This is a genomic window from Aequorivita sp. CRS11 (assembly GCF_059693805.1).
Genome location: NZ_JCATIG010000001.1, coordinates 507,285 through 532,699, shown reverse-complemented (window position 1 = coordinate 532,699; position 25,415 = coordinate 507,285). Strand labels below are relative to the sequence as shown.

27 protein-coding genes are annotated in these 25,415 nt (G+C 38.1%); 17 read left to right on the top strand and 10 right to left on the bottom strand.

Annotated features, from left to right (window positions below; genetic code table 11):
* Window positions 1-89 precede the first annotated feature (89 nt).
* Genes AC58DT_RS02570 through AC58DT_RS02560 form a run of 3 tightly spaced genes read left to right on the top strand, consistent with a single transcriptional unit; the run spans window position 90 to window position 4,533 of the window.
* Complete coding sequence (locus AC58DT_RS02570) at window positions 90-3,515, top strand: methylmalonyl-CoA mutase family protein (RefSeq protein WP_497215224.1); 3,426 nt, start codon at window positions 90-92, stop codon at window positions 3,513-3,515.
* A gap of 56 nt (window positions 3,516-3,571) precedes the next feature.
* Window positions 3,572-4,072, top strand: a complete 501-nt coding sequence (locus AC58DT_RS02565) for an Xre family toxin-antitoxin system antitoxin (RefSeq protein ID WP_497215223.1) — start codon at window positions 3,572-3,574, stop codon at window positions 4,070-4,072.
* 2 nt (window positions 4,073-4,074) lie between these two features.
* Window positions 4,075-4,533, top strand: coding sequence for an RES family NAD+ phosphorylase (locus tag AC58DT_RS02560; protein ID WP_497215222.1), 459 nt, complete (start codon window positions 4,075-4,077; stop codon window positions 4,531-4,533).
* Window positions 4,534-4,543: 10 nt separating this feature from the next.
* Here the strand turns inward: AC58DT_RS02560 and AC58DT_RS02555 are convergent, their stop codons facing one another.
* Window positions 4,544-5,140: a hypothetical protein gene (locus AC58DT_RS02555; protein WP_497215221.1), complete on the bottom strand. Its 597-nt coding sequence runs from the start codon at window positions 5,138-5,140 to the stop codon at window positions 4,544-4,546.
* A 59-nt stretch (window positions 5,141-5,199) separates the two neighbouring features.
* The gene (locus AC58DT_RS02550) at window positions 5,200-5,640 is read right to left on the bottom strand and encodes a hypothetical protein (RefSeq protein ID WP_497215220.1); all 441 of its coding nucleotides are present in this window, start codon (window positions 5,638-5,640) and stop codon (window positions 5,200-5,202) included.
* A 78-nt stretch (window positions 5,641-5,718) separates the two neighbouring features.
* Between AC58DT_RS02550 and AC58DT_RS02545 the strand changes: the two genes are divergently transcribed.
* Both AC58DT_RS02545 and AC58DT_RS02540 read left to right on the top strand, forming a co-directional pair.
* The gene (locus AC58DT_RS02545; protein ID WP_497215218.1) at window positions 5,719-6,162 is read left to right on the top strand and encodes an Lrp/AsnC family transcriptional regulator; all 444 of its coding nucleotides are present in this window, start codon (window positions 5,719-5,721) and stop codon (window positions 6,160-6,162) included.
* Between the two features lie 100 nt (window positions 6,163-6,262).
* Window positions 6,263-6,460, top strand: a complete 198-nt coding sequence (locus AC58DT_RS02540) for a hypothetical protein (RefSeq protein WP_497215217.1) — start codon at window positions 6,263-6,265, stop codon at window positions 6,458-6,460.
* A 5-nt stretch (window positions 6,461-6,465) separates the two neighbouring features.
* Here AC58DT_RS02540 and AC58DT_RS02535 read toward each other — a convergent pair whose 3' ends face one another.
* Together AC58DT_RS02535 and AC58DT_RS02530 are read right to left on the bottom strand one after the other, a co-directional pair.
* Window positions 6,466-7,686, bottom strand: a complete 1,221-nt coding sequence (locus tag AC58DT_RS02535; RefSeq protein ID WP_497215216.1) for an MDR family MFS transporter — start codon at window positions 7,684-7,686, stop codon at window positions 6,466-6,468.
* Window positions 7,687-7,904: 218 nt separating this feature from the next.
* Entirely contained in the window at window positions 7,905-8,612 is a 708-nt protein-coding gene (locus AC58DT_RS02530) for a hypothetical protein (protein ID WP_497215215.1), read from the bottom strand.
* 74 nt (window positions 8,613-8,686) lie between these two features.
* Here AC58DT_RS02530 and AC58DT_RS02525 point away from each other — a divergent pair, with 74 nt between their 5' ends.
* Window positions 8,687-9,292, top strand: a complete 606-nt coding sequence (locus AC58DT_RS02525; protein WP_497215214.1) for a DUF1684 domain-containing protein — start codon at window positions 8,687-8,689, stop codon at window positions 9,290-9,292.
* On the opposite strand, the gene crcB is transcribed toward AC58DT_RS02525, so the two are convergent.
* Both crcB and AC58DT_RS02515 read right to left on the bottom strand, forming a co-directional pair.
* Window positions 9,289-9,660: a fluoride efflux transporter CrcB gene (crcB, locus tag AC58DT_RS02520; protein ID WP_497215213.1), complete on the bottom strand. Its 372-nt coding sequence runs from the start codon at window positions 9,658-9,660 to the stop codon at window positions 9,289-9,291. The genes AC58DT_RS02525 and crcB overlap by 4 nt on opposite strands.
* The gene (locus AC58DT_RS02515) at window positions 9,661-10,716 is read right to left on the bottom strand and encodes an SRPBCC family protein (RefSeq protein WP_497215212.1); all 1,056 of its coding nucleotides are present in this window, start codon (window positions 10,714-10,716) and stop codon (window positions 9,661-9,663) included. It lies immediately after the preceding gene.
* 150 nt (window positions 10,717-10,866) lie between these two features.
* Here AC58DT_RS02515 and AC58DT_RS02510 point away from each other — a divergent pair, with 150 nt between their 5' ends.
* Complete coding sequence (locus AC58DT_RS02510) at window positions 10,867-12,906, top strand: dipeptidyl-peptidase 3 family protein (RefSeq protein WP_497215211.1); 2,040 nt, start codon at window positions 10,867-10,869, stop codon at window positions 12,904-12,906.
* 78 nt (window positions 12,907-12,984) lie between these two features.
* On the opposite strand, the gene AC58DT_RS02505 is transcribed toward AC58DT_RS02510, so the two are convergent.
* Together AC58DT_RS02505 and AC58DT_RS02500 are read right to left on the bottom strand one after the other, a co-directional pair.
* The gene (locus tag AC58DT_RS02505) at window positions 12,985-13,794 is read right to left on the bottom strand and encodes a hypothetical protein (protein ID WP_497215210.1); all 810 of its coding nucleotides are present in this window, start codon (window positions 13,792-13,794) and stop codon (window positions 12,985-12,987) included.
* Window positions 13,795-14,182: 388 nt separating this feature from the next.
* A complete protein-coding gene (locus AC58DT_RS02500; RefSeq protein WP_062622254.1) occupies window positions 14,183-14,371 on the bottom strand; it encodes a hypothetical protein in 189 nt (62 codons plus the stop codon).
* 46 nt (window positions 14,372-14,417) lie between these two features.
* Here AC58DT_RS02500 and AC58DT_RS02495 point away from each other — a divergent pair, with 46 nt between their 5' ends.
* Window positions 14,418-14,804, top strand: coding sequence for a pyrophosphohydrolase domain-containing protein (locus tag AC58DT_RS02495; RefSeq protein WP_497215209.1), 387 nt, complete (start codon window positions 14,418-14,420; stop codon window positions 14,802-14,804).
* Between the two features lie 55 nt (window positions 14,805-14,859).
* On the opposite strand, the gene AC58DT_RS02490 is transcribed toward AC58DT_RS02495, so the two are convergent.
* A complete protein-coding gene (locus AC58DT_RS02490; RefSeq protein WP_497215208.1) occupies window positions 14,860-15,930 on the bottom strand; it encodes a branched-chain amino acid aminotransferase in 1,071 nt (356 codons plus the stop codon).
* Between the two features lie 112 nt (window positions 15,931-16,042).
* On the opposite strand from AC58DT_RS02490, the gene AC58DT_RS02485 reads away from it, so the two are divergent.
* From AC58DT_RS02485 to AC58DT_RS02475, 3 genes are all read left to right on the top strand, one after another.
* Window positions 16,043-16,558: a DUF4920 domain-containing protein gene (locus AC58DT_RS02485; RefSeq protein WP_497215206.1), complete on the top strand. Its 516-nt coding sequence runs from the start codon at window positions 16,043-16,045 to the stop codon at window positions 16,556-16,558.
* Window positions 16,559-16,562: 4 nt separating this feature from the next.
* Entirely contained in the window at window positions 16,563-17,231 is a 669-nt protein-coding gene (mnmC2, locus tag AC58DT_RS02480) for a tRNA (5-methylaminomethyl-2-thiouridine)(34)-methyltransferase MnmC2 (protein ID WP_497215205.1), read from the top strand.
* A gap of 116 nt (window positions 17,232-17,347) precedes the next feature.
* Window positions 17,348-18,256, top strand: coding sequence for a TIGR01777 family oxidoreductase (locus tag AC58DT_RS02475; RefSeq protein WP_497215204.1), 909 nt, complete (start codon window positions 17,348-17,350; stop codon window positions 18,254-18,256).
* A gap of 55 nt (window positions 18,257-18,311) precedes the next feature.
* Here AC58DT_RS02475 and AC58DT_RS02470 read toward each other — a convergent pair whose 3' ends face one another.
* Entirely contained in the window at window positions 18,312-18,965 is a 654-nt protein-coding gene (locus tag AC58DT_RS02470) for a YceI family protein (RefSeq protein WP_497215203.1), read from the bottom strand.
* Between the two features lie 173 nt (window positions 18,966-19,138).
* On the opposite strand from AC58DT_RS02470, the gene AC58DT_RS02465 reads away from it, so the two are divergent.
* From AC58DT_RS02465 to AC58DT_RS02440, 6 genes are all read left to right on the top strand, one after another.
* The gene (locus tag AC58DT_RS02465; RefSeq protein ID WP_497215202.1) at window positions 19,139-19,672 is read left to right on the top strand and encodes a nucleotide exchange factor GrpE; all 534 of its coding nucleotides are present in this window, start codon (window positions 19,139-19,141) and stop codon (window positions 19,670-19,672) included.
* A 1-nt stretch (window position 19,673) separates the two neighbouring features.
* On the top strand, window positions 19,674-20,786 hold the full coding sequence (dnaJ, locus tag AC58DT_RS02460; RefSeq protein WP_497215201.1) for a molecular chaperone DnaJ: 1,113 nt from the start codon (window positions 19,674-19,676) through the stop codon (window positions 20,784-20,786).
* 247 nt (window positions 20,787-21,033) lie between these two features.
* The gene (locus tag AC58DT_RS02455) at window positions 21,034-21,960 is read left to right on the top strand and encodes an ABC transporter ATP-binding protein (protein ID WP_497215200.1); all 927 of its coding nucleotides are present in this window, start codon (window positions 21,034-21,036) and stop codon (window positions 21,958-21,960) included.
* Between the two features lie 6 nt (window positions 21,961-21,966).
* Entirely contained in the window at window positions 21,967-23,274 is a 1,308-nt protein-coding gene (locus tag AC58DT_RS02450) for an ABC transporter permease (protein WP_497215199.1), read from the top strand.
* Between the two features lie 54 nt (window positions 23,275-23,328).
* A complete protein-coding gene (locus AC58DT_RS02445; RefSeq protein WP_497215198.1) occupies window positions 23,329-24,246 on the top strand; it encodes a hypothetical protein in 918 nt (305 codons plus the stop codon).
* On the top strand, window positions 24,246-25,409 hold the full coding sequence (locus tag AC58DT_RS02440; protein WP_497215197.1) for a sigma-54-dependent transcriptional regulator: 1,164 nt from the start codon (window positions 24,246-24,248) through the stop codon (window positions 25,407-25,409). Before AC58DT_RS02445 ends, AC58DT_RS02440 begins: the two co-directional genes overlap by 1 nt.
* Window positions 25,410-25,415 lie beyond the last annotated feature (6 nt).

The window sequence follows — 25,415 nt, the reverse complement described above, 5'->3', positions numbered from 1 at the left end:
TTTTTTTTTATGATATGTATAGTCTTCCAATGCGTTATGTTCGTTGCGTTTTAACTAAATTTGCAATTCATAATTAATGAAAAACAAACATGGAACAAGTAACTCCCTATAAACCAAAATATAAAGTTCGAATAGTTACAGCGGCATCATTATTTGATGGCCACGACGCGGCTATAAACATTATGCGACGTATCATACAATCTACGGGCGTAGAGGTGATTCACTTGGGCCATGATAGAAGTGTGGATGAGGTTGTAAATACTGCCATTCAGGAAGATGCCAATGCAATAGCCTTGACTTCCTATCAAGGAGGGCATAACGAGTACTTTAAATATATGTATGATCTTTTGCAGGAGAAAGGCGCGGGACATATCAAAATATTCGGGGGTGGCGGCGGAGTTATCCTGCCGTCAGAGATAAAAGAATTGATGGATTATGGTATTACCCGAATTTATGCGCCGGATGACGGCCGTAAGATGGGATTGCAAGGAATGATAAACGATTTGGTAGAACAATCTGATTTTCCCATAGGTGATAAATTGAATGGCGAACTCAATAAATTGCCCAATAAGGAAATTGGTGCAATTGCCAGAATAATTTCCTCGGCAGAAAACTTTCCGAATGTTGCAAAAGAAACACTTGATAAAATTCATATTAAAAACAAAAAGATTGCTACGCCAGTTTTAGGTATTACCGGAACAGGTGGCGCAGGCAAGTCTTCGCTTGTAGATGAACTGGTACGAAGATTTTTGATTGACTTTCCAAAGAAAACAATTGGAATTATTTCTGTAGACCCTTCAAAAAGAAAAACCGGTGGAGCCCTATTGGGAGATCGAATTCGAATGAATGCCATCAATTCTCCAAGGGTTTATATGCGCAGTTTGGCAACACGCCAAAGCAACCTTGCGCTATCGAAATATGTGACTGAAGCAATTGAGGTTCTTAAAGCCGCCGAGTATGACCTTATTATTCTTGAAACTTCAGGAATTGGGCAAAGTGACACTGAAATTCTTGAACACAGCGATGTTTCATTATATGTAATGACTCCAGAGTTTGGTGCTGCCACGCAGCTTGAAAAAATAGACATGCTCGATTTTGCCGACTTGGTTGCAATCAACAAATTTGACAAACGCGGTTCTCTAGATGCGCTGCGCGATGTAAAAAAACAGTACGTACGCAACCACCAATTGTGGGATGCCTCACAAGATGATCTCCCCGTTTATGGGACCATTGCGTCCCAATTTAACGATCCGGGAATGAACAAGCTCTACAAGGCCGTAATGCAGCAACTTGCCGAAAAAACCGATACAGATTTAAAAAGTGATTTTAAGATTACTGAGGAAATGGACGAAAAAGTGTTTGTGATTCCTCCCTCACGCACACGGTATCTTTCGGAAATTTCAGAGAACAATAGGGCGTACGATAAAAAGGCTTCGGAACAGGCCGAAGTTGCCCAAAGACTTTATGGAATTTTTAAAACAATAGAAACCATCTCCGGGAAAAAACCTGAATTGGACAAGGCAGGAATTGTTTCGGAATTAATTATAAATTCAGAAAAAAATAAAGATTTATTAAAATTGCTGCTTGCCAAATTTGATCGTGAAAAATTAAATCTAGATCCGTACAATTGGGAAATTATAACAGGTTGGGACGAAAAAGTAAACAAATATAAAAATCCAATCTATAGCTTTAAGGTCCGCGATAAGGAAATAAATATAAAAACACATACCGAATCGCTTTCGCATACACAAATTCCAAAAGTGGCTTTGCCGAAATACCAGGCTTGGGGCGATATTTTGAAATGGACGCTCCAAGAAAATGTACCTGGAGAATTTCCGTACACTTCGGGGCTTTATCCTTTCAAAAGAACCGGGGAGGATCCTGCCAGAATGTTTGCTGGCGAAGGAGGACCAGAACGTACCAACAGACGTTTTCACTATGTTAGTATGGGCTTGCCTGCCAAAAGGCTTTCCACGGCATTTGACAGTGTAACTTTATATGGAAATGACCCTGACCTTCGACCCGATATTTATGGCAAAATAGGTAATGCGGGCGTTTCCATTTGTTGTTTGGACGATGCGAAAAAATTATACTCAGGTTTTGATTTAAGTCATCCAATGACCTCGGTTAGTATGACTATTAATGGACCCGCACCAATGCTGCTAGGTTTTTTTATGAATGCTGCCATTGATCAAAATTGTGAAAAATATATTTCGGAAAATGGCATGGAAAAAGAAGTTGAAAAGAAAATCTCAACTATTTATAAGGAAAAAAATATTGCCCGCCCCAAATACCACGGCCATTTGCCCGAAGGCAATAATGGCTTGGGCCTTATGCTACTCGGGGTTACCGGCGATCAAGTTTTGGATACAGAAGTTTATAACAAAATTAAATACGAAACTTTACAGCAGGTTCGCGGTACGGTCCAAGCAGATATTTTAAAGGAAGACCAAGCGCAAAACACTTGTATTTTTTCAACTGAATTCGCATTGCGTTTAATGGGCGATGTGCAGGAATATTTTATAGAGAAAAAAGTTCGGAATTTCTATTCAGTTTCAATTAGCGGTTACCACATTGCCGAAGCGGGCGCAAACCCCATAACCCAATTGGCTTTTACGCTTGCAAATGGTTTCACTTACGTGGAATATTATTTGAGCAGGGGAATGGACATCAACGAATTTGGCCCTAACCTATCGTTTTTCTTCAGTAATGGAATTGATGCGGAATATGCCGTAATTGGTCGGGTGGCACGAAAAATTTGGGCAAAGGCCTTAAAGGAAAAATATGGCGCAAACCCGCGTGCACAAATGTTGAAATATCACATTCAAACTTCCGGGCGCTCATTGCATGCGCAGGAAATCGATTTTAACGATATTCGTACTACCTTGCAAGCTTTATATGCAATTTATGATAACTGTAATTCCCTTCATACAAATGCATATGACGAAGCAATTACAACCCCAACGGAAGAAAGCGTGCGCCGTGCGATGGCAATTCAGCTAATTATAAATAAGGAACTTGGCTTGGCTAAAAACGAGAATCCTATCCAAGGATCTTTCATTATTGAAGAACTTACAGATTTGGTTGAAGAAGCTGTTCTAAAGGAATTTGATAGTATTACGGAACGCGGGGGCGTTTTGGGCGCTATGGAAACTATGTACCAGCGCAGTAAGATTCAGGAGGAAAGTCTGTATTATGAAACCTTGAAGCACAATGGCGACTTCCCAATAATTGGGGTGAATACGTTCTTAAGCAGCAAAGGTTCGCCAACCGTGCTTCCTGCGGAAGTGATTCGTGCAACCGAGGAAGAGAAGCAGGTTCAGATTGAAACATTGAAAAATCTTCATAAAATGTATGCCGACATTGCAAATGAGAAAATTGAAAAAGTGAAATCGGCCGCCATTCATAACGAAAATATGTTTGAACAATTAATGGAAGCTACCAAAGTCTGCTCTTTGGGCCAGATTACGGAGTCCTTATTTGAAGTAGGAGGTCAATATAGACGAAATATGTAGCGGAAAATTTTTTAAACACGACAAAAATACATATCTTTGTGTCAAATGTCGTGATTATGAAAAAGTACCAAAACCCTTCCGATGTAAATTTGGTGAAAGAACCAGAGGTTTTCTATTTGCTCGACAATCCTTTTGACAGAATAGTAGGTGTTTTAGGAGGCGTGGGGCAGGTGGGCCAGGCCGTAAATAGCGATATTGATCTTATTACCGTTACCCGCAAGGGTCTGCCAAAGAGCGTGGTTTATTCTATATGCGAGGTATTGGGTATTTCCATGGATCGGCTCAGTGATTTGCTGCACATTTCGCACCGCACATTACAGCGCAAGGCAGATGATGACCTCTTGGGGGTTTCGGCTTCCGAACAGCTTTTTGAGATAGCCGAAATGGTCTCAGAAGGCATAGACGTTTTTGAAACACTTGAAGATTTTAGAAACTGGCTCCATTCCAGACCATATATTTTTAAAGGGCAGCAACCCTTAGACTTTCTAGACACGAGGTTTGGAATTCAATATGTAAAAAATGTCCTTGGGCGCATTGCTCATGGAATTCCTTCTTGATTGTGCGAATCTTTAGAATTGCCAAAAGCGAATATATTGACGATTTTACCGGTGAAGGTGCCAGACTTTATGGGGGTAGATGGAATTTGGTTGGTGACCCGATGCTTTATTTTTCACAAAGTTTATCTTTGAGTCTGTTGGAAATTATTGTCCACGTTGAATTTGCCAAATTGCCCGTGGGCTATTCCTTTCTTGAAGTGGAAATTTCAGATAAATTTATAAAACCAATTCAATCCTTGGATTTCATTAAGCCGAAATGGAGCTCTGAAGAAGCCGAAAAACAAGTGCAGATGTTGGGGTCTTCTTGGCTCAAGCGGCACGAAAGCTTGGCGCTCCGCGTGCCATCGGCCATTTTGGAACTGGAGCATAATATTTTGATAAACCCACATCACAAAGATATCGGGAACATAAAGATTATTAAGAAAGGAACTTTGGATTTTGACCCGCGGTTAATTCGATAACGTTTTCGGGCTAATCCTCGTCGGCATCCATATCTTCGTCAAAACTGTCTTCCTCGTAGTCATCGTCGAAAAACTCTTTGGGGAAATTATTTGGATCAAACGGAATATCGTCATCGGGATCGTGGTCGTCATAATTTATACCCGGCGGATTGAAAAGTCCCCAACGGTCTATAATGTAATCCCAGGGGTTAAAAGTTTTTACCCATTCTGCAAAAAGAATACGAAATTCTTCCACTTCCTTACGCAGTAGGTCCAGATACTCAGTATCCTTAAAGCCCGTCATTTCTATTCCATGAGTGTAGGTCGCAAGCTCACGTGCCGCCTTTCTTATTATGGCGGCATTTTCCATTTTAATGTCGTATAGTTCTACGCTTTCCGCACCCATAATTTTGGCGGGGATTATCGTGGAACTTTCCATTAAATAGGATAGGCTGTGGGCCAGCAACTCCTTTTCACCCTTTCGTTTGAATTTTAAATCAGTATTTTCGACAGATTTTACCAAATGCCTGACCAATGTCGAAATCTCTTCGGCTTTTTTATAGATGGGCAGATTTTTGGTCTGTTTAAACCTTTCGCGTGGATCGAGATTTTCTTCGTTTTCAAACATAATTTTTATCACAATGCTCACTTGCAAATGTAATAAATGAAATTGATGTAAATTTTAGGCTAAAGCGTTAACCTCCAAGTATGCTGAAGTTTTCGAAATCTTTTGAGCTCTTTACGAAGTAATGGCAGAAAATCCTTTCCGTTACTGCTCACTCTTTCCAAGCGTTCACAATTTTTATAGAGAAGATTGGAAAGGCGCATTACAGAAGCTGCATATTTATGCTTTTCTTCAGAAAATGGTTGACTCTCGGCCTTCAATATTTGGGGCCCCAATGATACTGACTGTTGCACAATATCACCTGTAAAATAGATATTCGGATCTTCGGCACCATTCTTTTGAAGATGTGCCAAATCATGAGCTATATAGCTTGAAATATTTCTGGCAAGAGAGAATATTTCAAGTGCTTTGTTATAGATTGCAGAATGTGAATTCTTTCCAACGTGATGGGGCGACATTTTTCCTCTTCTTTTTTTAAGCGTATCAAATTTAACTACTAACATTTTGATTTAGCTATCGATGTTAAAGTAAATTCGTATTTTTGGTTTAGATATTATCGTATTTTCAAAATAAACTTTAAAATGAGTATTGATTCTTTAAATTGGAAAATCCTCAATTGTCTCCAAAAAAATGCACGACAACCCAATACTGAAATTGGTAGACAAGTAGGTATTAGTTCACCGGCAGTTTCTGAAAGAATAAAAAAAATGGAAGATTCAGGTATAATCAACGGTTATTATACAATTGTTTCGCCTTTTGAAGCGGGTTATCAGTTTAAAGCTATAATAACACTTAGGGCGTTTATGGGAAAACTAAAGCCATTTCTTGAAATTGTTAAAACCTATGATGAGGTTTTAAATTGTTATCGCATAACAGGAAATGAAAATATTGTAATGGAGGTTGTTTTAAAAAATCAAAAACATTTGGAAAATTTTATCGACCAATTAATTGTGTATGGTGAAACAAAAACACAGATTGTACTGTCACACGTGGTTAAAAACCGTGACATTAAGCCTTTGAGATGAAAAACCTTATGTTAAAAATGTGATAATTGGATTCATTTTAAGAATTACAGATCACGCTTTCTGCTAAATTAGCTGTGTAACTATCCCAAAAAACATAGCCATGAAAAATTATACTTTTCAATTTTTATTAGCGACTTTGATTTCGGCATTATTAGGTTTTACTGGTTTGGAATATACTGGAGCATTTTTTGTGAGATTGTTATGTCTTTTTGCGGGAATTGGTTTAATGATTTCTTGCTTGGACGCAATTATAGTTTCACGTAAGGAACGTCGTGCTAAAAAAAATACTCAATTGTAAGTACGTTATATATCCTTGGCCTTTGATCTTTTCAGTAGGAAATATAACCAAATTGTTAACCCACCTACAAAAAGAAGAAAGATTGAGAAAATTGTCCAAGTAGTGAAATATCCAAAACTGTTTACAAGATTCATTCCTCCATTGTGTCCAATCAGGTGCGCAAAGCTAAAACTCATACTATATAGCGCCATATAACTTCCTTTTCTTCCTTTGGGAGACATCTCCAAAGCGAGGGCATTTGAAAATGGGAACCCAATCATTTCTCCAAGAGTCATTAAAAGCATAGCTATTACTAAAACACCGCTCCAGTCGCTCAGGTTTAACACCAAGAAACTTAAGCCCAAAAAGAAAACTCCCCAAAAAGTAGCCATCGTTTTTGAAATTTTCTTTCGGTCAAGCCAAGCAATCAGTGGCATTTCAAAAATTACAATTGTGGCTCCATTTATAAACAAAAGCCACCCGATAATGTCTTCAGAAAGAAAATGCACTTTTTCATAATACACTGGCATAACTGAAAAATATTGAACAAATGCCAGGCTATATGCAATCATTATGAAGAAGAAGATTAAGAAGTATTTGTTGAAATAAGGCGGTAAACCTTCTTTAACAACGATAATTTTTTCATCTGTACTTTTCAGTTTTTTAGGTTTCAAAAGAAGAAATACGCCAAGGGAGGCAAGCATACAGGTTAACCCATCGATCCAAAATAGCGATGTGTAGTTGATGTGGGCAATTATCAATCCGCCCACTAGTGGTCCTATTGAAAATCCAAGATTTATAGCCAAGCGTATCAATGCAATGCCTCGGGTTATATTTCCGGGTTTGCTATATGCGTCTGCAGCAACAAAAATAGCGGGTCTGCCAGCATCTGTCATTAAGGTCAATAAAAATATACCTATACAGAACCCATAAAATGTATTTATATATTGGAGCAGAATAAAACCTACTCCTCCCAAAAAAAGGCTGGACAGAATTACCTTATAATAACCAATGGAATCGGTTAATCTACCGCCAATATAGGTTCCCACTAAAGAACCTAGGCCAAAGCACGACATTATCCATCCCACTTGTGGCAGATCAAACCCTTCCACGTTTATGAGGTATAGAGACAAAAACGGAATCACCATCGCCCCAGCGCGGTTAATGAAAGTAACCAAAGACAATAACCAAATCTCTCGGGAAAGTCCCCGAAAGTTTGCTAGGTAGTTAGAATAAATTTTTTTCATCTTTGGTTGGTGGTATAAAATTAAAACGTCCCGGTTTTAGCCGGGACGTTTTTATATAGTATAAACTTATTGTTACATAGTCAATACATACATCGCCGGCATTTCGTGTTTGAAATGACCTGGTTTCTTCGGCAGGTGTATGTGTTATTTTTCATTTTTAATTTAAATTGATTTCCAAATGTAGTGAAAATTATTTCTCGGCAAATTATTTTTTTGTTTTAATCCAATACTCTTTTTAAAGTCATGCCAAAACGTACAGCAGCTTTGTCGTACATATTCCCCATTCTAATTAAGCTGGGTTTGGGATAATCTTCATTGGCTTTTAAAAATTTTCCCAGCCAATCGCTTGATGGACCAAAGGATGTGGATGGACCATTTTTATAAAAAGAAAAGCTTCCAACTACATCGAACCCTTCTGCTCTTTCAACATCAATTTGTGATATGATAGTTTCTGGGGAAGAAGTTTCAAAAAAAGTTATTTTTAAATTTGCTTTAGCAGGTTGTTGTGCTATTCCGGCATCATAACCAAAATACATCCAATCCGTTTGAACCTTCATTGTATATTTTATGGAGGGATCGTTCCAAACAAATTCTATGGGATGGTCATAATCCTTGATGCGGTTATTTAATGCCGCAACAAAAATTTGGGGGTAAATAGAATCTTTTGCAGCAAAGTGGTTTTGTTCCCAATCCGAGGCTTCATCCCAATTTAGTTTTTTTGCTATTTTTTCTTTAATATATTGTAGGAATTCAGCTTCTGTAAAATTATCTGAATTAAAGTGAAGATCGTTATAAGTAAAAACCACATTTACTTTTTCCTGCGATGCCAAAAAGGCCATTTCTTTTTTATCTAATTTAATGTGTTGGGCATATATAAAATTTGAACTGATAAAGAAAAATACTGAAGTGAGGAGAAGCTTGAACATAGAAGGATTTTTTTCCAAAAATAAAAATTAATATGAAGTTTGAAATTCTTTTCTACTTTTACTGAAAACAAATTATGAAGAATCTATTTTCAATAATCTTTTTAGTGCTCTGCACAGTCATTTCTGCTCAGGACAAAGCCATTATTTCTGAAAGCAAGGCTGCGCAGATTGAACTGAATGAAGAATTCAGCAATCCCGAAACCACAATTTTGGAACCGAAGGATTTCAAAAACTTCAAAGGACTGGAATTTTATCCCGTTGATAAAAAATTCATTGTAAAAGCAAAATTTGTACGTACCCCAGATGAAAAACCGTTCTTGATGCCCACAACTACTGACCGAACGCCAGAATATGTAAAGTACGGAGAAGCACATTTTTCAATTGAAGGAAAGGATTTTGTATTGAATCTTTTCAAAAGTACCCAGCCTTATAGTGAACCGGGCTACGAAGACTATCTTTTTCTCCCCTTTACCGATTTAACTAGCGGTGACGGTAGTTATGGCGGAGGAAGATTTTTGGACCAGCGAATTCCACAAGGTGATACAATTATTATAGACTTCAATAAGGCATACAATCCCTATTGTGCATACAGTCCTCGTTTTTCGTGCCCAATTCCGCCAAAGGAGAACGATCTTTTAATCAGGATTGAAGCTGGTGTAAAGGATTTTGGGAAACACTAAAAATACTTCACTAACCACATTCCCAAGAAAACCATTGCAAAACCTATCACGAAACTTGCAATAGTATATAGGGCGAAAGACATAAAATCACCGCTTTTCAAAAAAAGATGATTCTCATAAGCGAAGGTTGAAAATGTAGTGAACCCGCCACAGAAGCCTGTGGCCAAAAATAAAACTGTGTTTTGCGAAAGTGTTTCGTTTTTTAATGCAATGCCGAGAATAATACCAATTAATAAGCTTCCTAAAATATTTGCAGCAAACGTTCCATAGGGTATTCCTGTTTCATAATTATTTAGCCATTTTGAAAACGCATACCGAAGCGTGCTCCCCAAACCGCCACCTATAAAAACCAACGCCAATTGTTTCATTTAAATACCTTCTTCAACGGGTTCAGGTGCAGTTATAATGGGAATGTAAACTTCGGTCAGCCAATTTGCAGGATTTGGAACTTCACCCGGATCGGTAACATACACTTCAAACATTTTTCTGTCTGGGTCTATCTGGTGGCCATTTTTATCAATATACTGTCTTCCCTTAGTGTACGCTTCTGATAGATGCTCGTAATTTCCTTTCAATGAAACCTTTACGGCTTTAACTGGCTCCATAAACCCACAAACAACAGGGCTGCCCTCTGGAGTAATAACCTGCTCTTTTACGGGTATGGCGGTTGAAAAAATAACGGTGCCATTTGCATTATCAACTTCGTTGTAAATTGTAAAGGGCATTCCAGCCATATTCAAGTTGTTCTGGGTGATGAAACCCATCACTTCGCCCATCATAGGTGCCATTTTTTCACCCAGCTCGCTCATTTTAGAAACTGATGTTGTGTACATATAGTAGCCACCGCCGTATTGTGTAACGCCGTCAACATTTATAGAATATTGCTTCATATCTTCGGCTACTTCCTCAGCAATTCCTTCAAGTCCCGCTTTGTTCATTTTGTGCATTTCTGCATCAAAGTCCATTCCGCTCAATGAATAATAGGCTTTGTCAATTAGCGTATGCTCGCCCTTCATTCCCCAAGTAACTTTTGTTCCGCCTTCCACTTCCTCAAAAGTCCAATATACCTCCGGGTTTCTTTCACCACCGGGGGTATTTAGCGTTAAATCCTGCTCTATTTCTTTATTTGGAATAACTTTCGTAGTTGTCATAGAGCCGCTCATTTCGCCATCCCAAGAATAGGATGCACCTTCACCAACAGTCTTTTCAGCATACGTAAATGTTATGGTGGAATCCTCTTTTTTCCAAGGGCCCCATTCTTCCCAACTTTTATAATCGTTCACTTTATTGAAGACTACTTCTGGCGGTGCATTGATTACCATAGTATCCTGAATATCGTAGGTGCCATCTTTGGTTCCAAAATAAATGGCACTGCCAATAATAATGATGAGAAGAAGAAAAAATAAATACTTTAAAATTTTCATTTGGTCGGGGGGTGTTGATTGGTGTTGCTAAGATAGTGAAAATTCATCGATGCTTTTGAAATTGAAATCCTTCGTATTTTTTCAAATTTAGACCTCCATCTATCACGAACATTATTTTAGTACATTTGCGGAAATCTAAAATTTTTTAAAATGAAGAAGACCTTTTTTATTGCAATGGCAATGAGCGGTTTGCTCTTTTTTTCGTGTAAGGACAATCAACCGGAAAAAGATGTAGCCCAAGTTGAAAATACAACATCCACAGAATTTGATTACAATGTAGAATCTTTTGGTGATGTAAAAGTACTGCGTTACCAAATTCCGGGATGGGACAAACTAACCCTAAAAGAACAAAAGCTCGTGTATTACCTTACCCAAGCCGGTTTGGAAGGACGGGACATTATGTGGGACCAAAACTACCGCCACAACCTTACCATTAGAAAGGCGCTGGAAAATGTGTATGCAAATTACAAAGGCGATAAAACCACTGAAGATTGGAAAAATTTTGAAACTTACTTGAAAAGAGTATGGTTCAGTAATGGTATTCACCACCATTATTCCAACGATAAGCTAAAGCCAGAATTTTCTTCGGAATATTTAAAGCAACTTTTAACCGATACCAATACTAAGCTGGAAGGAGAAGCTTTTGAAGTTATTTTTAACGACAAAGATTCCAAAAAAGTAAACCAGGCAAAAGGTGTAGATAACGTTGCCCAAAGCGCGGTTAACTTTTATGGGCCAAACGTGACCAATAAAGATGTGGAGAGTTTTTATGCAAAGAAGAAATCTCCAAATCCAAAAAAACCACTTTCCTACGGTTTGAATTCAAAATTGATAAAGGAAAATGGCGAGCTTAAGGAATTGGTTTACAAATCTGGTGGACTTTACGGCCCCGCGATAGATAAAATTATTGGCTGGCTTGAAAAAGCAGAGGGTGTTGCAGAAAACCAAGCACAGGGCGATGCTATCGGTCTTTTAATTGAATATTATAAAACAGGAGACCTTCAAACGTGGGACGACTACAATGTAGCTTGGACCGCCGCGACCGAAGGAAATATAGACTACATAAACAGTTTTATTGAAGTTTATAACGACCCGCTAGGGTATAGAGGTTCTTATGAAACCATCGTTCAGATAAAAGATTTTGATATGTCTGAAAAAATGGCTGTACTTTCTGAAAACGCACAGTGGTTTGAGGATAATTCGCCTTTGATGGAGGAACACAAAAAGAAAAACGTGGTAGGTGTAACCTATAAAGTAGTAAACGTTGCGGGTGAAGCTGGTGATGCTTCTCCAAGTACCCCAATTGGGGTAAACCTTCCCAATGCAAACTGGATTCGCGCAGAAGTGGGAAGTAAATCTGTTTCCCTTGGAAATATTATTGAAGCATACAATAATGCAGGAAGCACAGGCAGATTGAAAGAATTTGTAAACGATGAGGAAGAATTGGAGCTCGAAGAAAAATACGGACAGAAAGCCGACAAACTTCACACAGCACTTCACGAAGTAATAGGTCACGCTTCAGGACAATTAAATCCTGGTGTTGGCGAAACCAAAGAAACCTTAAAAAATTATGCCTCTACTTTAGAAGAAGGCCGTGCAGATTTGGTAGGTCTTTACTATTTATACAACCCAAAATTACAAGAGCTTGGTTTGGTTGACGACTGGAAAAAGGTGGGTATGGCTGCCTATGACGGTTACATCCGCAATGGTTTGATGACGCAATTGATTCGTTTAAATTTAGGCGATGATGTGGAAGAAGCGCACATGCGAAACCGCCAGTGGGTATCCGCTTGGGTTTTTGAAAAAGGAAAGGCCGACAACGTGATTGAAAAAATTACCCGCGACGGAAAAACCTATTACAACATTAATGACTATGATAAACTTCACGATTTATTCGGAGAACTGCTTCGTGAAACACAACGAATTAAAAGTGAGGGTGATTACGCTGCAGTAGAAAATTTAGTTGAAACCTACGGTGTGAAAGTGGATCAAACCCTTCACAAAGAAATTTTGGAGCGCAACAAACAATTTACTTCAGCACCTTACAGCGGTTTTGTGAATCCTGTACTTGTACCTAAAATGGACGATAATGGTGAAATAGAAAGTTTCACTATTGAGCAACCAAATACTTTTGCAGACCAAATGTTCTTCTATTCTAAGAATTACAGCAATTTGCCTGCTGTAAACTAAATAAATTTTTAAAGCAGATAAAAAAAGCTCTTCGTCTATGCGAAGAGCTTTTTAGTTTTAAACAATTCAAATAAACACTTATAACGTCAGCTGAAAACGTAAACAGGAGTCTTCGGTAATAGTAATGGAACCATCCCAATTATAACCTTGGCAGTTTGCCGTATAATTATAAGTACCTTCGGATAGGTCATTAAAGTTTCCTCCATAACCATCATTAATGCAATCTGGTGTCCCGGCGTAGTAATAACCGGTTATAGTGCTGGTTCCAACACCGCTGAGATTTACGGTTATTGGGCCACAACCATAATCTTGGTTGGTCCAGAATTTAACATCTCCTTTGCCGCTTCCTCCACCGCCGGTTCCGCCGCCACCTCCACCGGAGCCACCGCCACTACCTGCATTGCTACAATCTACTCCGTAACCACCCACAATTACATCAATAGAACCATTTGCGTCCAGATTTGCTTCTAGAATAAATTCCACGCCATTTATAGATATGGTACAGGTATTTGGTGGAATATTCCCTAGATTATGTGCATAGAGTGTTACATAATTAAACCCATTGTATCCAAAATCGTAATCTACGCTAATTGGGTCTGATGGGCCTCTGAGTGTCTGTTCATCAATAATAGTATTGCCATTTGCTATTATAGAGACAATATCATCATCAACCGTTCCGTGATCCCAAACTTTAATATTAGTGATTCTGCTAGAAATTTCTATGCACCCCAAATAATTGTTGGTTCTTCCAAAAGTGGAAGAAGGTATTATGGAAGTTTCGTTTACTTCTATTGGTTCTGGCTCCGGTTCAGATTCTTCTTCTTCACAGCTTATAAAAAATATTGAAAAAGCTAATAATAACGGAAAAACTAGTTTTAATTTGATCATATTTTAATTTGGTTTTTAGGTTACTTTTCTAGTTGAATGTATTTTGAATATTTGCAATTAGTGTTGTATTTAGAAAAAACCCATAGTGCATCGATCTGTTAATTTCAATTTTCCTCCCTCCTCAAAGAGAAAAATTATTATATCTCCTCACTCACAATGCACCTGTAGGTTTTTTTCATAGAAATTTATTTCGCTAATTCAATTAGTTCAATTGAAAGGTTTTGGGTTAGTCAAGGTTTTGATTGTCTGAGACAAAATTAAGACGGGAAGAGTTTTTAAAAAATACCTACTTTAGGGTATTTTTATTGAAAAGGTTCTTAAAAATGATTAAGAAAAACTATACAGGAAAGGGATAAACAGTAAATTACTTTTCAGCCAGAGAGAAGAATTAATTTTTTAAATACGTCTTTACGAGTAGAAGAAATACTATAAAAGCAATAAAACCCACTAAAATCCAGAGACTGCCCTTATACTGTTTTTTATGAAGTTTTTTGTCGCCGCGATAGCTGTAAACCATAATAATGACGAAGACAATAAAAAATAAAACAGCAAAAACAAATTGGCCGGTAGTAAACATAAATGTGTAGTTTTACAGGGCAAATTTACACCTTATAAATTATAATATGAAGAATAAAATAGCCGCAGTTTCCGAATTTCACAATGCATTTGGATTGGGTATGAAGGAATCTCCCACTGCCGATCTGGGAATAAAGAAAAATCTTTTGCGTTATGAACTTATGCGTGAAGAAAACGAAGAATATTTAGAAGCGGCAAATAATGATGATTTGGTTGAGGTCGCAGATGCGCTAGGTGATATGCTCTATATTTTGTGCGGAACCATTATTGAGCACGGAATGCAACACAAAATTGAAGAGGTATTTAACGAAATACAACGAAGCAATATGAGCAAACTGGGAGATGATGGTAAGCCTATATACCGAGAAGATGGTAAAGTCTTAAAAGGCCCCAATTACTTTAAACCTAACATTCAAGCTATACTTGATAAATAAAAAAAATCCAAAACGAGAAAGTTTTGGATTTTTTAAAATGTACCGTCAGAAAGTGTTATACAACTTCAAATCTCCAGCCAAAGGGATCTTCGCTTCTGTTATACTGTATATTCATTAACTCATTTTTGAAGCGGGTTGCAAATCCATGCTCCTGTTTTTCAAGTTCATAAACAGTTTCCTTATAACTAAAAGCACTTACAGGACTTATAACTGCTGCTGTCCCCGCGCCAAAAATTTCCTTTAGACTTCCGTTCTTTGCGGCTTCCACAATTTCTGAAACCAAAACGGGTCTTTCTTCAACGGTAATATTGTCTCTTTTTGCAATAGCTATTACGCTTTTGCGTGTAACACCGTCTAAAATTCGGTCGCTTATTGGGGCGGTAAGGAGCGTATCATTCACACGAAAAAATACATTCATCGTTCCTGCTTCCTCTAAATATTTATGGTCGCTTGCATCTGTCCAGATTACTTGCTGAAAACCTTTCTCTCGTGCCAAATTTGTTGGAAAAAATTGTGCGCCATAATTTCCGGCTGCTTTTGCAGCACCCACACCACCATTTGCCGAACGGCTGTAATGCTCAGCGATTACAACCTTAACATCTCCCGTATAATATGCTTGAGCGGGCGACATCAAAATCATAAACTTATATTCTGTAGATGGGGAAGCCGAAACCCCCACTTGGGTTGCCATTACAAAAGGGCGTATGTACAATGAATTCCCTAGGCCGGGCTTAACCCATTCCTTGTCCATTTTTACCAAAGTTGTCAAGGCCTCAAAGAAAATATCTTTCGGAAACTCTGGTATAGCCATTCTTTTAGATGACCTGTTTATTCTATTAAAATTTTCTTCAGGTCTAAAAAGCCACACTTTACCATCTTCATCCTTAAAGGCTTTCATTCCCTCAAAAACTGCCTGGCCGTAATGAAAAACCTTTGCCGCAGGTGAAATGGTTAAAGGTCCATAAGGTTTAATAGTAGGGTTCTGCCATTCTCCATCCTTATAATCACATTCAAACATATGGTCGCTAAAGGTGCTTCCGAAAGTGAGGTTGTCAAAATCTACATCTCCTATTCTGGAAGTTGAAACTTTTTGTATGTCAATTTTTTGGGTGGTGGAAGAATTCATGAAAAAGAATTATTTATTTTGTAAAAATAGGTAAAATTTAGGCCATAAAAAATTCAAAAAATCATTAAAATTGCAACGCATTACCAGTCAATAATTTATTAAATACTATAAAATGAAAAAAATTCTATTTTTATTTTCAATAATGGCAGTTTTGTTTAGCTGTAAAAACGAAAAAACTGAAGATAAGCCCGTGCTTGAAACGGAAGAAATAGCAGTTAACTATCAAGCTTTTGGTGAAAAAATTACCGATGATGATGTTTTGACGAAAGCCGAAATAATCGAAAAGTACAACAATTTGAAAATTGGCGATACCATAAACGTAAAATTTACTACGCAAGTGAAAGAAGTTTGCCAAAAGAAAGGTTGTTGGATGAAAGTAGATATGGGCAAGGATGAAGCTATGGTGCGTTTTAAGGATTATGGTTTCTTTATGCCAAAAGATATTTCCGGAAAAGATATTATCGCTGAAGGAAAAGCTTATGTAGAAGAAATGAGCGTTGAAGACCAACAACACTACGCTGAAGACGGTGGTGCCACTCCAGAGGAAATTGCAGCCATCACCGAGCCAAAGCGCACACTTGCTTTTGAGGCACACGGCGTATTAATTCCAGAAGAGGAAAAGCAATAATTTTTTGAAAAGAACTTTGTTTAAAACGGGCGACGGCTCTTACACCCTGCATATTCCAGAGTGGGACGAACAATACCACTCTAAGCATGGCGCAATAGCCGAAGCCCTTCACGTTTTTATAAAGGAAGGGCTTTATCATTGGTTTTCTGAAAATAAAAAAACAGAAGTTTCAATTCTCGAAATCGGTTTTGGCACTGGTCTGAACGCACTCTTAACTTTTTTGGAAACTGAAAAAAATCCATTTAAGGTCCATTATACCGGTGTTGAGGCTTACCCCTTGGAGGTAGGCGAAATAGTTAAGCTTAATTATACTTCGCTTTTAAATGCATCAGAAGAAGTATTTTTAAATATGCACCATTCCCCTTGGGAGCAAATAAGCAGCATTTCTGTAAATTTTCAACTTACAAAACAGCAGAAATTATTTTCTGAAATAAATTCTGAAAATTCCTTCAACCTTATCTATTTTGATGCTTTCGGAATCCGCGTGCAACCAGAACTATGGACCGAGGAAATTTTTAAAAAAATGTACGCTGCATTAAAACCGCACGGAATTTTGGTTACCTATGCTGCAAATGGGAATGCAAGGCGTGCTATGCAGGCCGTGGGCTTTAAAGTGGAGCGTCTTTCTGGTCCACCGGGAAAAAAAGAAATGTTGAGAGGTACAAAAATTTAAATTCATTGTATTTCGATCGTTCCAAAAGGGCAAGTTTAACCAATTCAAAACAATCAATTCACAATCTTCCGTTAACACCCTTTGCTATTCACAATTGAATTTCTAAATTTAAAATTATGATTAGAAAAGTGTTGATAACAGGTGCTACAGGCCTTATAGGTAGTGAAATTGTTCGTCAATGTCACGCTGCCGGAATTGCTGTTAATTATCTCACAACCAGCAAGGAAAAAATTGAATGTACCGAGAATTATAAAGGGTTCTATTGGAATCCTCAAGAAGGTGAGATTGATCTTCAGGCTTTTGATGGTGCAACGGCAATAATTAATTTGGTTGGAGCCACTATTTCTGAACGATGGACGAAAAAATATAAAAAGATTATTCTTGAAAGTAGAATAGAATCTATCAATCTGCTACGCGATACGCTTCTACAAATAGATCACAATATTGTCCATTTTATTTCTGCTAGCGGCATCAGTATCTATCCAAACTCAGAGACCAAGCTCTATACAGAGGAAAATGAGGAGGTTGACAATACCTTTTTGAGTGAAGTCGTAGTTGCTTGGGAAGCTGCCGCCGCCCAGTTTAAGAATATGGGGATGGAGGTGAGTAAAGTGCGCACGGGAGTAGTTTTGGCAAAAAATGACGGAGCTTTTCCAAAATTGGTTAAGCCTGTTAAACTTGGAGTAGGTGCGCCCTTGGGAAACGGCGAACAATGGATATCCTGGATCCATCTTGAAGATATTGCCGGAATATATCTTTTTCTTCTAACGAACCAGCTAGAAGGAAAATATAATGCAGTGGCACCTAACCCTGTTCAAAATAAAAAGATGACCAAGATGATTGCTTCAAAGTTGGACAGTCCGCTCTGGATGCCAAACATTCCAGATTTTGCTATCAAATTGTTATTGGGCGAAATGTCCGTTTTGGTTTTGGAAGGGCAGCTGGTGAGTTCCCAAAAAGTTGAGAAACTCGGTTATCCTTTTAAGTATTATAATTTGGAAAACGCCTTACAGGATTTACTGTAAATAAAAAAGAGAGGCAATTTTGCCTCTCTTCAGTTTATAAAAAAATTCTTCTAGATTAAGCTTTATTGGCAACCAATGAAACTGTAATTTTCATCGCGTCGTTTATAAACTTATCACCCAAATTTGGGAATATAGATTTTGAACCAAAGTTAACATCCCACTTAGTTCTGTCTATTTCAAAGGTTTCGCTCTTCAACATCATTTTGTCTCCTTCCATAGTTACAATTGCAGGAAATTCAATAGCATTTGTTTTGTCTTTAATGGTCAAGTTGCCTTTAACCACATTGTTTTCAATGCCTGTCATTTCGAATTTTGCGGTTGGATATTCTTTTGTGTTGAAAAAATCTCCTTCCTTGCCTTCAACAGTTCCTTTTAAGTGAGCCTCTAGATTAGCTTTGTCATCACCTTCCAGATCTTCATCAGTAATGCTGTTCATATCAATTACAAACTCTCCGGCCTCAATATTTCCATTGTTTAAATGAACCGTTCCTGAAGAAAGTTTTATTGTTCCGTGATGCTTTCCAGTGGGTTTAGCACCCTCCCACATGATAGTAGAAGCATCAGTGTCTACTGTATATTCTGTAGCCATTTCGGTAGCTTCGGAAGCTTCCTCTACTGGTGTTTCTACTTCTTTTTCGGTGTTTTTGCAAGAAAAAGCTCCTACTGTAATAAAAGCCATCAAAGTAATTTTCAAAAATGTAAATTTCATAGTTATTGGTTTTTGTTTTGAATTGCAAAAATATGTTTAAACAAAATGAATTTTCTTAAAGTAATATTAAATTAAAGTGCTGTGACATTTTGACATTTTAATACAATTGGCAGTACTTTTGCTCCCTTCAGAAAAAAATTGAAAGAAAAGCTATTATGGGCAAACACGATAAAATGAAAGAAACCGAAAATGAAGAAGAAGTAGGTTTTGACGAAACTGATATTAATGAACAGGAAGCTGCAGAAGAAAAAGTAACCGATGCGCTTTCTGAATTGGAAGAAGAATTTCAGCGCGAAAAGGATCGTTATCTACGTCTTTTTGCGGAGTTTGAAAATTTCAAAAAACGTACTGCCCGTGAACGGGTAGATATGTTTAAAACTGCAGGTGCCGATGTAATTGGTTCTTTACTGCCAGTTTTGGACGACTTTGAACGCGCCTTGAAAGAAATAGAAAAAAGTGAGGACGACAGTCTTCACAAGGGTGTGGAGCTTATTCACAACAAACTGCGTGAAACCCTTAAATCTAAGGGACTTCATTTAATGGATGTAAAACCGGGTGATGCATTTGATGCAGATTCGCACGAAGCAATTACCCAAATTCCAGCACCCGAAGATAAACTGAAAGGCAAAATTATAGATGTAGTGGAAAAAGGATATACCTTGGGCGACAAGATAATCCGCTACCCAAAAGTGGTTATAGGACAATAATATGAAGGAAGATTATTACGAAATTTTAGGAATATCAAAAAGTGCCACGGCTGCCGAAATTAAAAAGGCGTACCGAAAAAAGGCATTACAATACCATCCCGATAAAAACCCAGGCGACCACGAAGCAGAAGCAATGTTTAAAAAATCTGCCGAAGCTTATGAAGTGCTAAGCGACCCCAACAAAAGGTCACGTTATGATCAGTTTGGGCACCGTGCCTTTGAAGGCGGCGGTGGCTTTGGCGGCGGGGGCATGAACATGGAAGATATTTTCAGCCAGTTTGGAGATATTTTTGGTGGTGCCTTTGGCGGCGGTTTCGGTGGCGGTTTTGGTGGCGGTGGCCGTAGAACCGTTAAAGGAAGTAACCTGCGTATTCGCGTACAGCTTACTTTGGAAGAAATTGCCAATGGTGTTGAGAAGAAAATAAAGGTAAAGCGTAAAAAGCTTGCCCAGGGAACCACTTATAAAACCTGTTCAACCTGTAATGGGCAAGGACAGGTAACACGTATTCAAAATACTATTTTGGGCCGTATGCAAACTTCGGCTACCTGTAGTTCTTGCGGAGGCCTGGGCCAGATTGTAGATTCAAAACCCGCAAATGCAGATGCCGAAGGCATGCTGATTACTGAAGAAACAGTTTCTATCAAAATTCCAGCAGGTGTGGTAGATGGTATGCAGCTGAAAGTATCCGGAAAAGGAAATGATGCGCCGGGCAATGGAATTGCAGGCGATCTATTGGTCGCGATTGAAGAAAAACCCCACGAAACATTGCAACGTGAAGGAGACAATCTACATTATGATCTATACATAAGCTTTTCTGAAGCCGCCTTGGGAACATCCAAAGAAATTGAGACCGTTACAGGAAAAGTACGCATCAAAATTGACAGTGGAGCGCAGAGCGGAAAAATTTTGAGACTTCGAAATAAAGGCATTCCAAGTATAAATGGTTACGGAACAGGAGATTTGCTTGTACATGTAAATGTTTGGACTCCAAAATCTTTATCAAAAGAGCAACGGGAGTTTTTCGAAAAAATGAATAACGACGAACATTTTCAGCCAAAACCTGAAAAGGAGGACAAATCATTTTTTGAAAAAGTGAAAGATATGTTCTCTTAAATAAACGTTAAATAAATATTTTTGTATATATTTGAAAAGTCGCTTCGTCTTAGAAGTGATAATTTTTCTTTTTCATAGCAATTTTTTTCCCACCCAAGAATTTCATTTTTGGGTGGGTTTTGTTTTTATAAAGTATATTTTTCAGGTATTTATGATTTTAATGGTTTGGCCATTCACTTAAAATACTCTTAATAGTTATAACGCTTCACGGTCAAATCAATATATTTACATACTTCAAACAAAATTCATGGAAAAACTTTTAGTGGTCAACAATGTTTCCAAAACCTATGGAGATTATAAAGCGCTCAACAACGCATCCATAGAGGTAGAAAAAGGAAGCATATTTGGACTATTGGGCCCCAATGGTGCCGGAAAAACAACATTGATCAGAATAATAAACCAGATTACCATGCCCGATACCGGTTCGGTATTTTTGGATGGCCAACCGCTTCAAGCGCATCACATAAAAGATATTGGATACTTACCCGAAGAACGCGGCCTTTACAAATCTATGAAAGTTGGGGAGCAAGCACTTTATTTAGCTCAGCTCAAAGGACTTTCAAAACAAGAGGCGAAGGAACGGTTAAAATATTGGTTTGATCGTTTGCAAATTGGTGATTGGTGGGATAAAAAAATACAGGAACTATCAAAGGGAATGGCACAGAAAATCCAATTTGTGGTAACGGTTCTACACAAACCAAAACTATTGATTTTTGACGAACCTTTCAGCGGCTTTGATCCCATAAATGCCAATCTCATAAAAGATGAAATTCTAAAGCTGCGGGACGAGGGTGCCACCGTCATTTTCTCCACCCACCGAATGGAATCTGTTGAGGAAATGTGCGACCACATTGCCTTGATCCACAAATCGAATAAAATACTCGATGGTAAATTGATTGACATTAAACGCCAATACAAAAGCAATACCTTTGAAATTGGCTTAATAACGCTGGATCACGCTTCAATTTCCGCGATGTTAAAAGATAAATTTGAAATTTTTCCCGCAACTTTTAAAAGTATAAATGATGAGTTACAGTACAAGGTAAAAATACCAGATTCGGTATCGCCAAATGATTTTGTAAGCTATTTAACTTCACTTGGACAACTTACGCATTTTGTAGAAGTAGTGCCTTCTGCCAGTGAAATTTTTATTGAAACCATCCAAAAAAACTAACCAAAAATGAACCATCTTCCGCTTATTATAAAAAGGGAATACCTTACCAAGGTACGCAACAAATCGTTCATTATTATGACTTTTTTAAGCCCCCTTATTTTTGTGGGTATTTTTGCATTGGTCGCTTATTTGTCCAGTCTAAACAGTGATACGGTGCGTAAAATTTCGGTTTTGGACGAAAGTGGGTTGTTTACCAATGAATTTAAAAGTTCACCCCATTTGCAATATAAACTGTTGAGCAACAATAATCTTTCTGAGGCAAAAAAAGAAGCCGAATCGCAAGAAATATACGGGTTGCTTTACATTCCGAAAATTGACAAACTTGAGGATCTTTCAAAAGAAATTACTTTTTATTCCGAAGATTCTCCCTCACTTTCATTGATGGGCGATATAAATGATTTACTCGAAAATAAAGTAAACACGCTAAAACTTAAGGAAGCGGGAATTGATTCAGAAACCATTAAAAATCTTCACATAAATATAAGTGCCAATCAAGAAACCTTTAAAGGTAAAGAAACATCGAAGCTAGGCTCTGGTCTAAAATTAATCTTTGGGGGTGTTGCGGGATATCTATTGTTCATGTTTATCATCATTTATGGCAATATGATTATGCGCAGCGTAATCGAGGAAAAGACGAGCCGTGTGATTGAAGTTATTATTTCATCAGTAAAACCGAGGTTACTGCTACTTGGAAAAATCTTCGGAACCACGCTTGCCGGAATTACGCAGTTTGTAGTTTGGGTGGTGCTTATTCTGGTTTTAATGACCGTTGTGACTTCTATTTTTGGAATTGATCCGTCGTCAGCAACTCCTTCCCAACAAGTTTTGGAGAATAGTGTCAGTGGTGGCACGCAGCAGGTTTTGCAGGATGTTATGATTGAAATTAACAATCTGCCCATTACCAATTTAATAATAATGTTCATCCTCTTTTTTGTTGGCGGTTACTTGCTTTATGCCTCCCTATACGCTTCGGTGGGTGCCGCAGTTGATAGTGAGACCGATACCCAACAATTTATGATGCCTATATTAATGCCTTTAATTTTGGCGGTTTACGTAGGTTTTTTCACAGTTATTGATAATCCGCACGGAACTGTTTCACAAGTTTTTTCATACATCCCCTTTACTTCGCCCGTAGTAATGCTCATGCGTATCCCTTTTGGGGTACCACTTTGGCAACAGATAATTTCAGTACTTATCCTCTTTGCAAGCTTTATTGCTATGGTTTGGTTTGCGGCCAAAATTTATCGGGTAGGTATCTTAATGTATGGAAAGAAGCCTACTTATAAGGAAATTTTTAAGTGGCTTAAATATTAACAGAAAGTATTACGAATGTTGCTATGTATTCGGAAATATTAAAAAAGAAAAATTATGAAAAGAAAATCATTTATAACCGTCTGCATTTTGCTATTTGCTTTCGGTATATCGGCCCAAACTACAGATTTGGCCCGAGTAGAGTATCTAGCATTGCCTTTTTCAAAATCAGACAACTCCATCAATCGCTATCGCGCCTTGGTACAAGTACCAATTCCTTTGGATAAAGAAAGAAAAAAGATATTTGTTGTGGGTCTGGAATATAGATATGTAGATGTTAATATTGAAGACAACGAAGATGTATTCGCTTTTAATAACAACTTAGTGACGTCCACCCAGCAAATGGACGCCTATATAGGCTATGTATGGAAACAAAACGATGATTGGCGCTTTGGAGTCAAAGGAGGCGTTAAAATTCAGAGTGACTTTGAAGGCAGTTTGGTCAGCGATGACTTTATTTATGAAGTGGGAGCCTACGCTATAAAGGATAAAAAGAAAAATCCTGAAGAAGGCAAAAAGCCATATCGTTTCATTGCAGGTCTTACCTATTCAACCACACCCGGCAGATGGTATCCACTACCAATTCTGAATTATTACAAAGAATTCCATCCCAACTGGACATACACTTTGGGTGTGCCTAAAACCAATGTGCGACACTATTTAAATGATAATCATAAAGATGCGTTACAGGCTTTTGCAACTTTAGATAATGTTTATGCCAATATCCAACAGAATTTCTTACCTATTTCCGATCAAAATTCGGAAGGAAAACTTGCCGAGAGTGTACAGATGACCATTGGGCTTCTTGGTTTGGGCTATGAGCATTTCTTTACCGAGCATCTTCTTTTTTATGGTTATGCCGCACACTCTGTTTACAACGATTTCAGGCTGGAAGATGGTGATGGAAATAAAATCTATAAAATAAATACCGAAAATTCGCCTTATTTTAGGGCAGGATTAAAATTTAAATATTAATGGCTAGAATACTTATAATAGAAGACGAAGCAGCAATCAGAAGGGTTTTGGTAAAAATACTTTCCGAAGAAAACCAAGGATACGAGGTTTTTGAGGCCGAAGATGGCCTTACCGGAATGGAAACCATAAAAAAGGAAGATTTTGATTTGGTGCTTTGCGATATAAAAATGCCTAAAATGGACGGGGTTGAGGTTTTGGAAGCCGTAAAAAAAATTAAACCCGAAATACCCATGGTCATGATTTCTGGCCACGGAGATCTTGAAACAGCCGTAAATACAATGAAACTTGGGGCTTTCGACTATATTTCAAAACCGCCCGACTTAAATCGTTTGCTCAATACCGTACGAATAGCTTTGGACCGAAAGGAATTGGTGGTTGAAAACACCCGTCTTAAAAAGAAGGTTTCCAAAAATTATGAAATGGTTGGTGAATCGCCTGCCATTGTTCAGATTAAGGAAATGATTGAAAAAGTGGCGCCCACCGAAGCTCGCGTTTTAATCACGGGCCCAAATGGAACTGGTAAAGAACTGGTTGCACACTGGCTTCATCAAAAAAGTGAACGCAGCAGCGGCCCTATGATAGAGGTAAATTGTGCTGCCATACCCAGTGAGTTGATTGAGAGCGAACTCTTCGGGCACGTAAAAGGGGCGTTTACTTCAGCAAATAAGGACCGTGCTGGAAAATTTGAAGCTGCAAACGGAGGAACCATTTTCCTTGACGAAGTGGGCGATATGAGCCTTTCAGCCCAGGCCAAAGTATTGCGCGCCCTGCAGGAAAACAAAGTGCAGCGTGTGGGTAGTGATAAGGATATAAAAGTTGACGTACGCGTTATCACGGCCACCAATAAAGATTTAAAAAAAGAAATAGAAGAGGGTCGTTTTCGTGAGGATTTATATCACAGATTGGCGGTTATTCTTATAAAAGTTCCAGCTTTAAAAGACAGAAGGGCCGACATTCCATTGTTGGTAGAATATTTTTCCGAAAAAATTTCAACGGAGCACGGTACCGCTAAAAAGAAATTTTCTACAAAGGCCATTAATTTATTGCAGGAATATGACTGGACCGGAAACATTCGCGAACTGCGAAACGTGGTGGAACGTTTGATTATTCTGGGCGGAAAGGAAATTAGCGAGGAAGATGTAAAACTCTTTGCAAGTAAATAAGTTTAT

What these genes read in the sequence shown, in the direction of transcription:
- AC58DT_RS02570 (WP_497215224.1), top strand. Translation starts at nt 90, where the DNA reads ATGGAACAAGTAACTCCCTATAAACCAAAATATAAAGTTCGAATAGTT.
- AC58DT_RS02565 (WP_497215223.1), top strand. Translation starts at nt 3,572, where the DNA reads ATGAAAAAGTACCAAAACCCTTCCGATGTAAATTTGGTGAAAGAACCA.
- AC58DT_RS02555 (WP_497215221.1), bottom strand. Translation starts at nt 5,140, where the DNA reads ATGTTTGAAAACGAAGAAAATCTCGATCCACGCGAAAGGTTTAAACAG.
- AC58DT_RS02550 (WP_497215220.1), bottom strand. Translation starts at nt 5,640, where the DNA reads ATGTTAGTAGTTAAATTTGATACGCTTAAAAAAAGAAGAGGAAAAATG.
- AC58DT_RS02545 (WP_497215218.1), top strand. Translation starts at nt 5,719, where the DNA reads ATGAGTATTGATTCTTTAAATTGGAAAATCCTCAATTGTCTCCAAAAA.
- AC58DT_RS02540 (WP_497215217.1), top strand. Translation starts at nt 6,263, where the DNA reads ATGAAAAATTATACTTTTCAATTTTTATTAGCGACTTTGATTTCGGCA.
- AC58DT_RS02535 (WP_497215216.1), bottom strand. Translation starts at nt 7,686, where the DNA reads ATGAAAAAAATTTATTCTAACTACCTAGCAAACTTTCGGGGACTTTCC.
- AC58DT_RS02530 (WP_497215215.1), bottom strand. Translation starts at nt 8,612, where the DNA reads ATGTTCAAGCTTCTCCTCACTTCAGTATTTTTCTTTATCAGTTCAAAT.
- AC58DT_RS02525 (WP_497215214.1), top strand. Translation starts at nt 8,687, where the DNA reads ATGAAGAATCTATTTTCAATAATCTTTTTAGTGCTCTGCACAGTCATT.
- crcB (WP_497215213.1), bottom strand. Translation starts at nt 9,660, where the DNA reads ATGAAACAATTGGCGTTGGTTTTTATAGGTGGCGGTTTGGGGAGCACG.
- AC58DT_RS02515 (WP_497215212.1), bottom strand. Translation starts at nt 10,716, where the DNA reads ATGAAAATTTTAAAGTATTTATTTTTTCTTCTTCTCATCATTATTATT.
- AC58DT_RS02510 (WP_497215211.1), top strand. Translation starts at nt 10,867, where the DNA reads ATGAAGAAGACCTTTTTTATTGCAATGGCAATGAGCGGTTTGCTCTTT.
- AC58DT_RS02505 (WP_497215210.1), bottom strand. Translation starts at nt 13,794, where the DNA reads ATGATCAAATTAAAACTAGTTTTTCCGTTATTATTAGCTTTTTCAATA.
- AC58DT_RS02500 (WP_062622254.1), bottom strand. Translation starts at nt 14,371, where the DNA reads ATGTTTACTACCGGCCAATTTGTTTTTGCTGTTTTATTTTTTATTGTC.
- AC58DT_RS02495 (WP_497215209.1), top strand. Translation starts at nt 14,418, where the DNA reads ATGAAGAATAAAATAGCCGCAGTTTCCGAATTTCACAATGCATTTGGA.
- AC58DT_RS02490 (WP_497215208.1), bottom strand. Translation starts at nt 15,930, where the DNA reads ATGAATTCTTCCACCACCCAAAAAATTGACATACAAAAAGTTTCAACT.
- AC58DT_RS02485 (WP_497215206.1), top strand. Translation starts at nt 16,043, where the DNA reads ATGAAAAAAATTCTATTTTTATTTTCAATAATGGCAGTTTTGTTTAGC.
- AC58DT_RS02475 (WP_497215204.1), top strand. Translation starts at nt 17,348, where the DNA reads ATGATTAGAAAAGTGTTGATAACAGGTGCTACAGGCCTTATAGGTAGT.
- AC58DT_RS02470 (WP_497215203.1), bottom strand. Translation starts at nt 18,965, where the DNA reads ATGAAATTTACATTTTTGAAAATTACTTTGATGGCTTTTATTACAGTA.
- AC58DT_RS02465 (WP_497215202.1), top strand. Translation starts at nt 19,139, where the DNA reads ATGAAAGAAACCGAAAATGAAGAAGAAGTAGGTTTTGACGAAACTGAT.
- dnaJ (WP_497215201.1), top strand. Translation starts at nt 19,674, where the DNA reads ATGAAGGAAGATTATTACGAAATTTTAGGAATATCAAAAAGTGCCACG.
- AC58DT_RS02455 (WP_497215200.1), top strand. Translation starts at nt 21,034, where the DNA reads ATGGAAAAACTTTTAGTGGTCAACAATGTTTCCAAAACCTATGGAGAT.
- AC58DT_RS02450 (WP_497215199.1), top strand. Translation starts at nt 21,967, where the DNA reads ATGAACCATCTTCCGCTTATTATAAAAAGGGAATACCTTACCAAGGTA.
- AC58DT_RS02445 (WP_497215198.1), top strand. Translation starts at nt 23,329, where the DNA reads ATGAAAAGAAAATCATTTATAACCGTCTGCATTTTGCTATTTGCTTTC.
- AC58DT_RS02440 (WP_497215197.1), top strand. Translation starts at nt 24,246, where the DNA reads ATGGCTAGAATACTTATAATAGAAGACGAAGCAGCAATCAGAAGGGTT.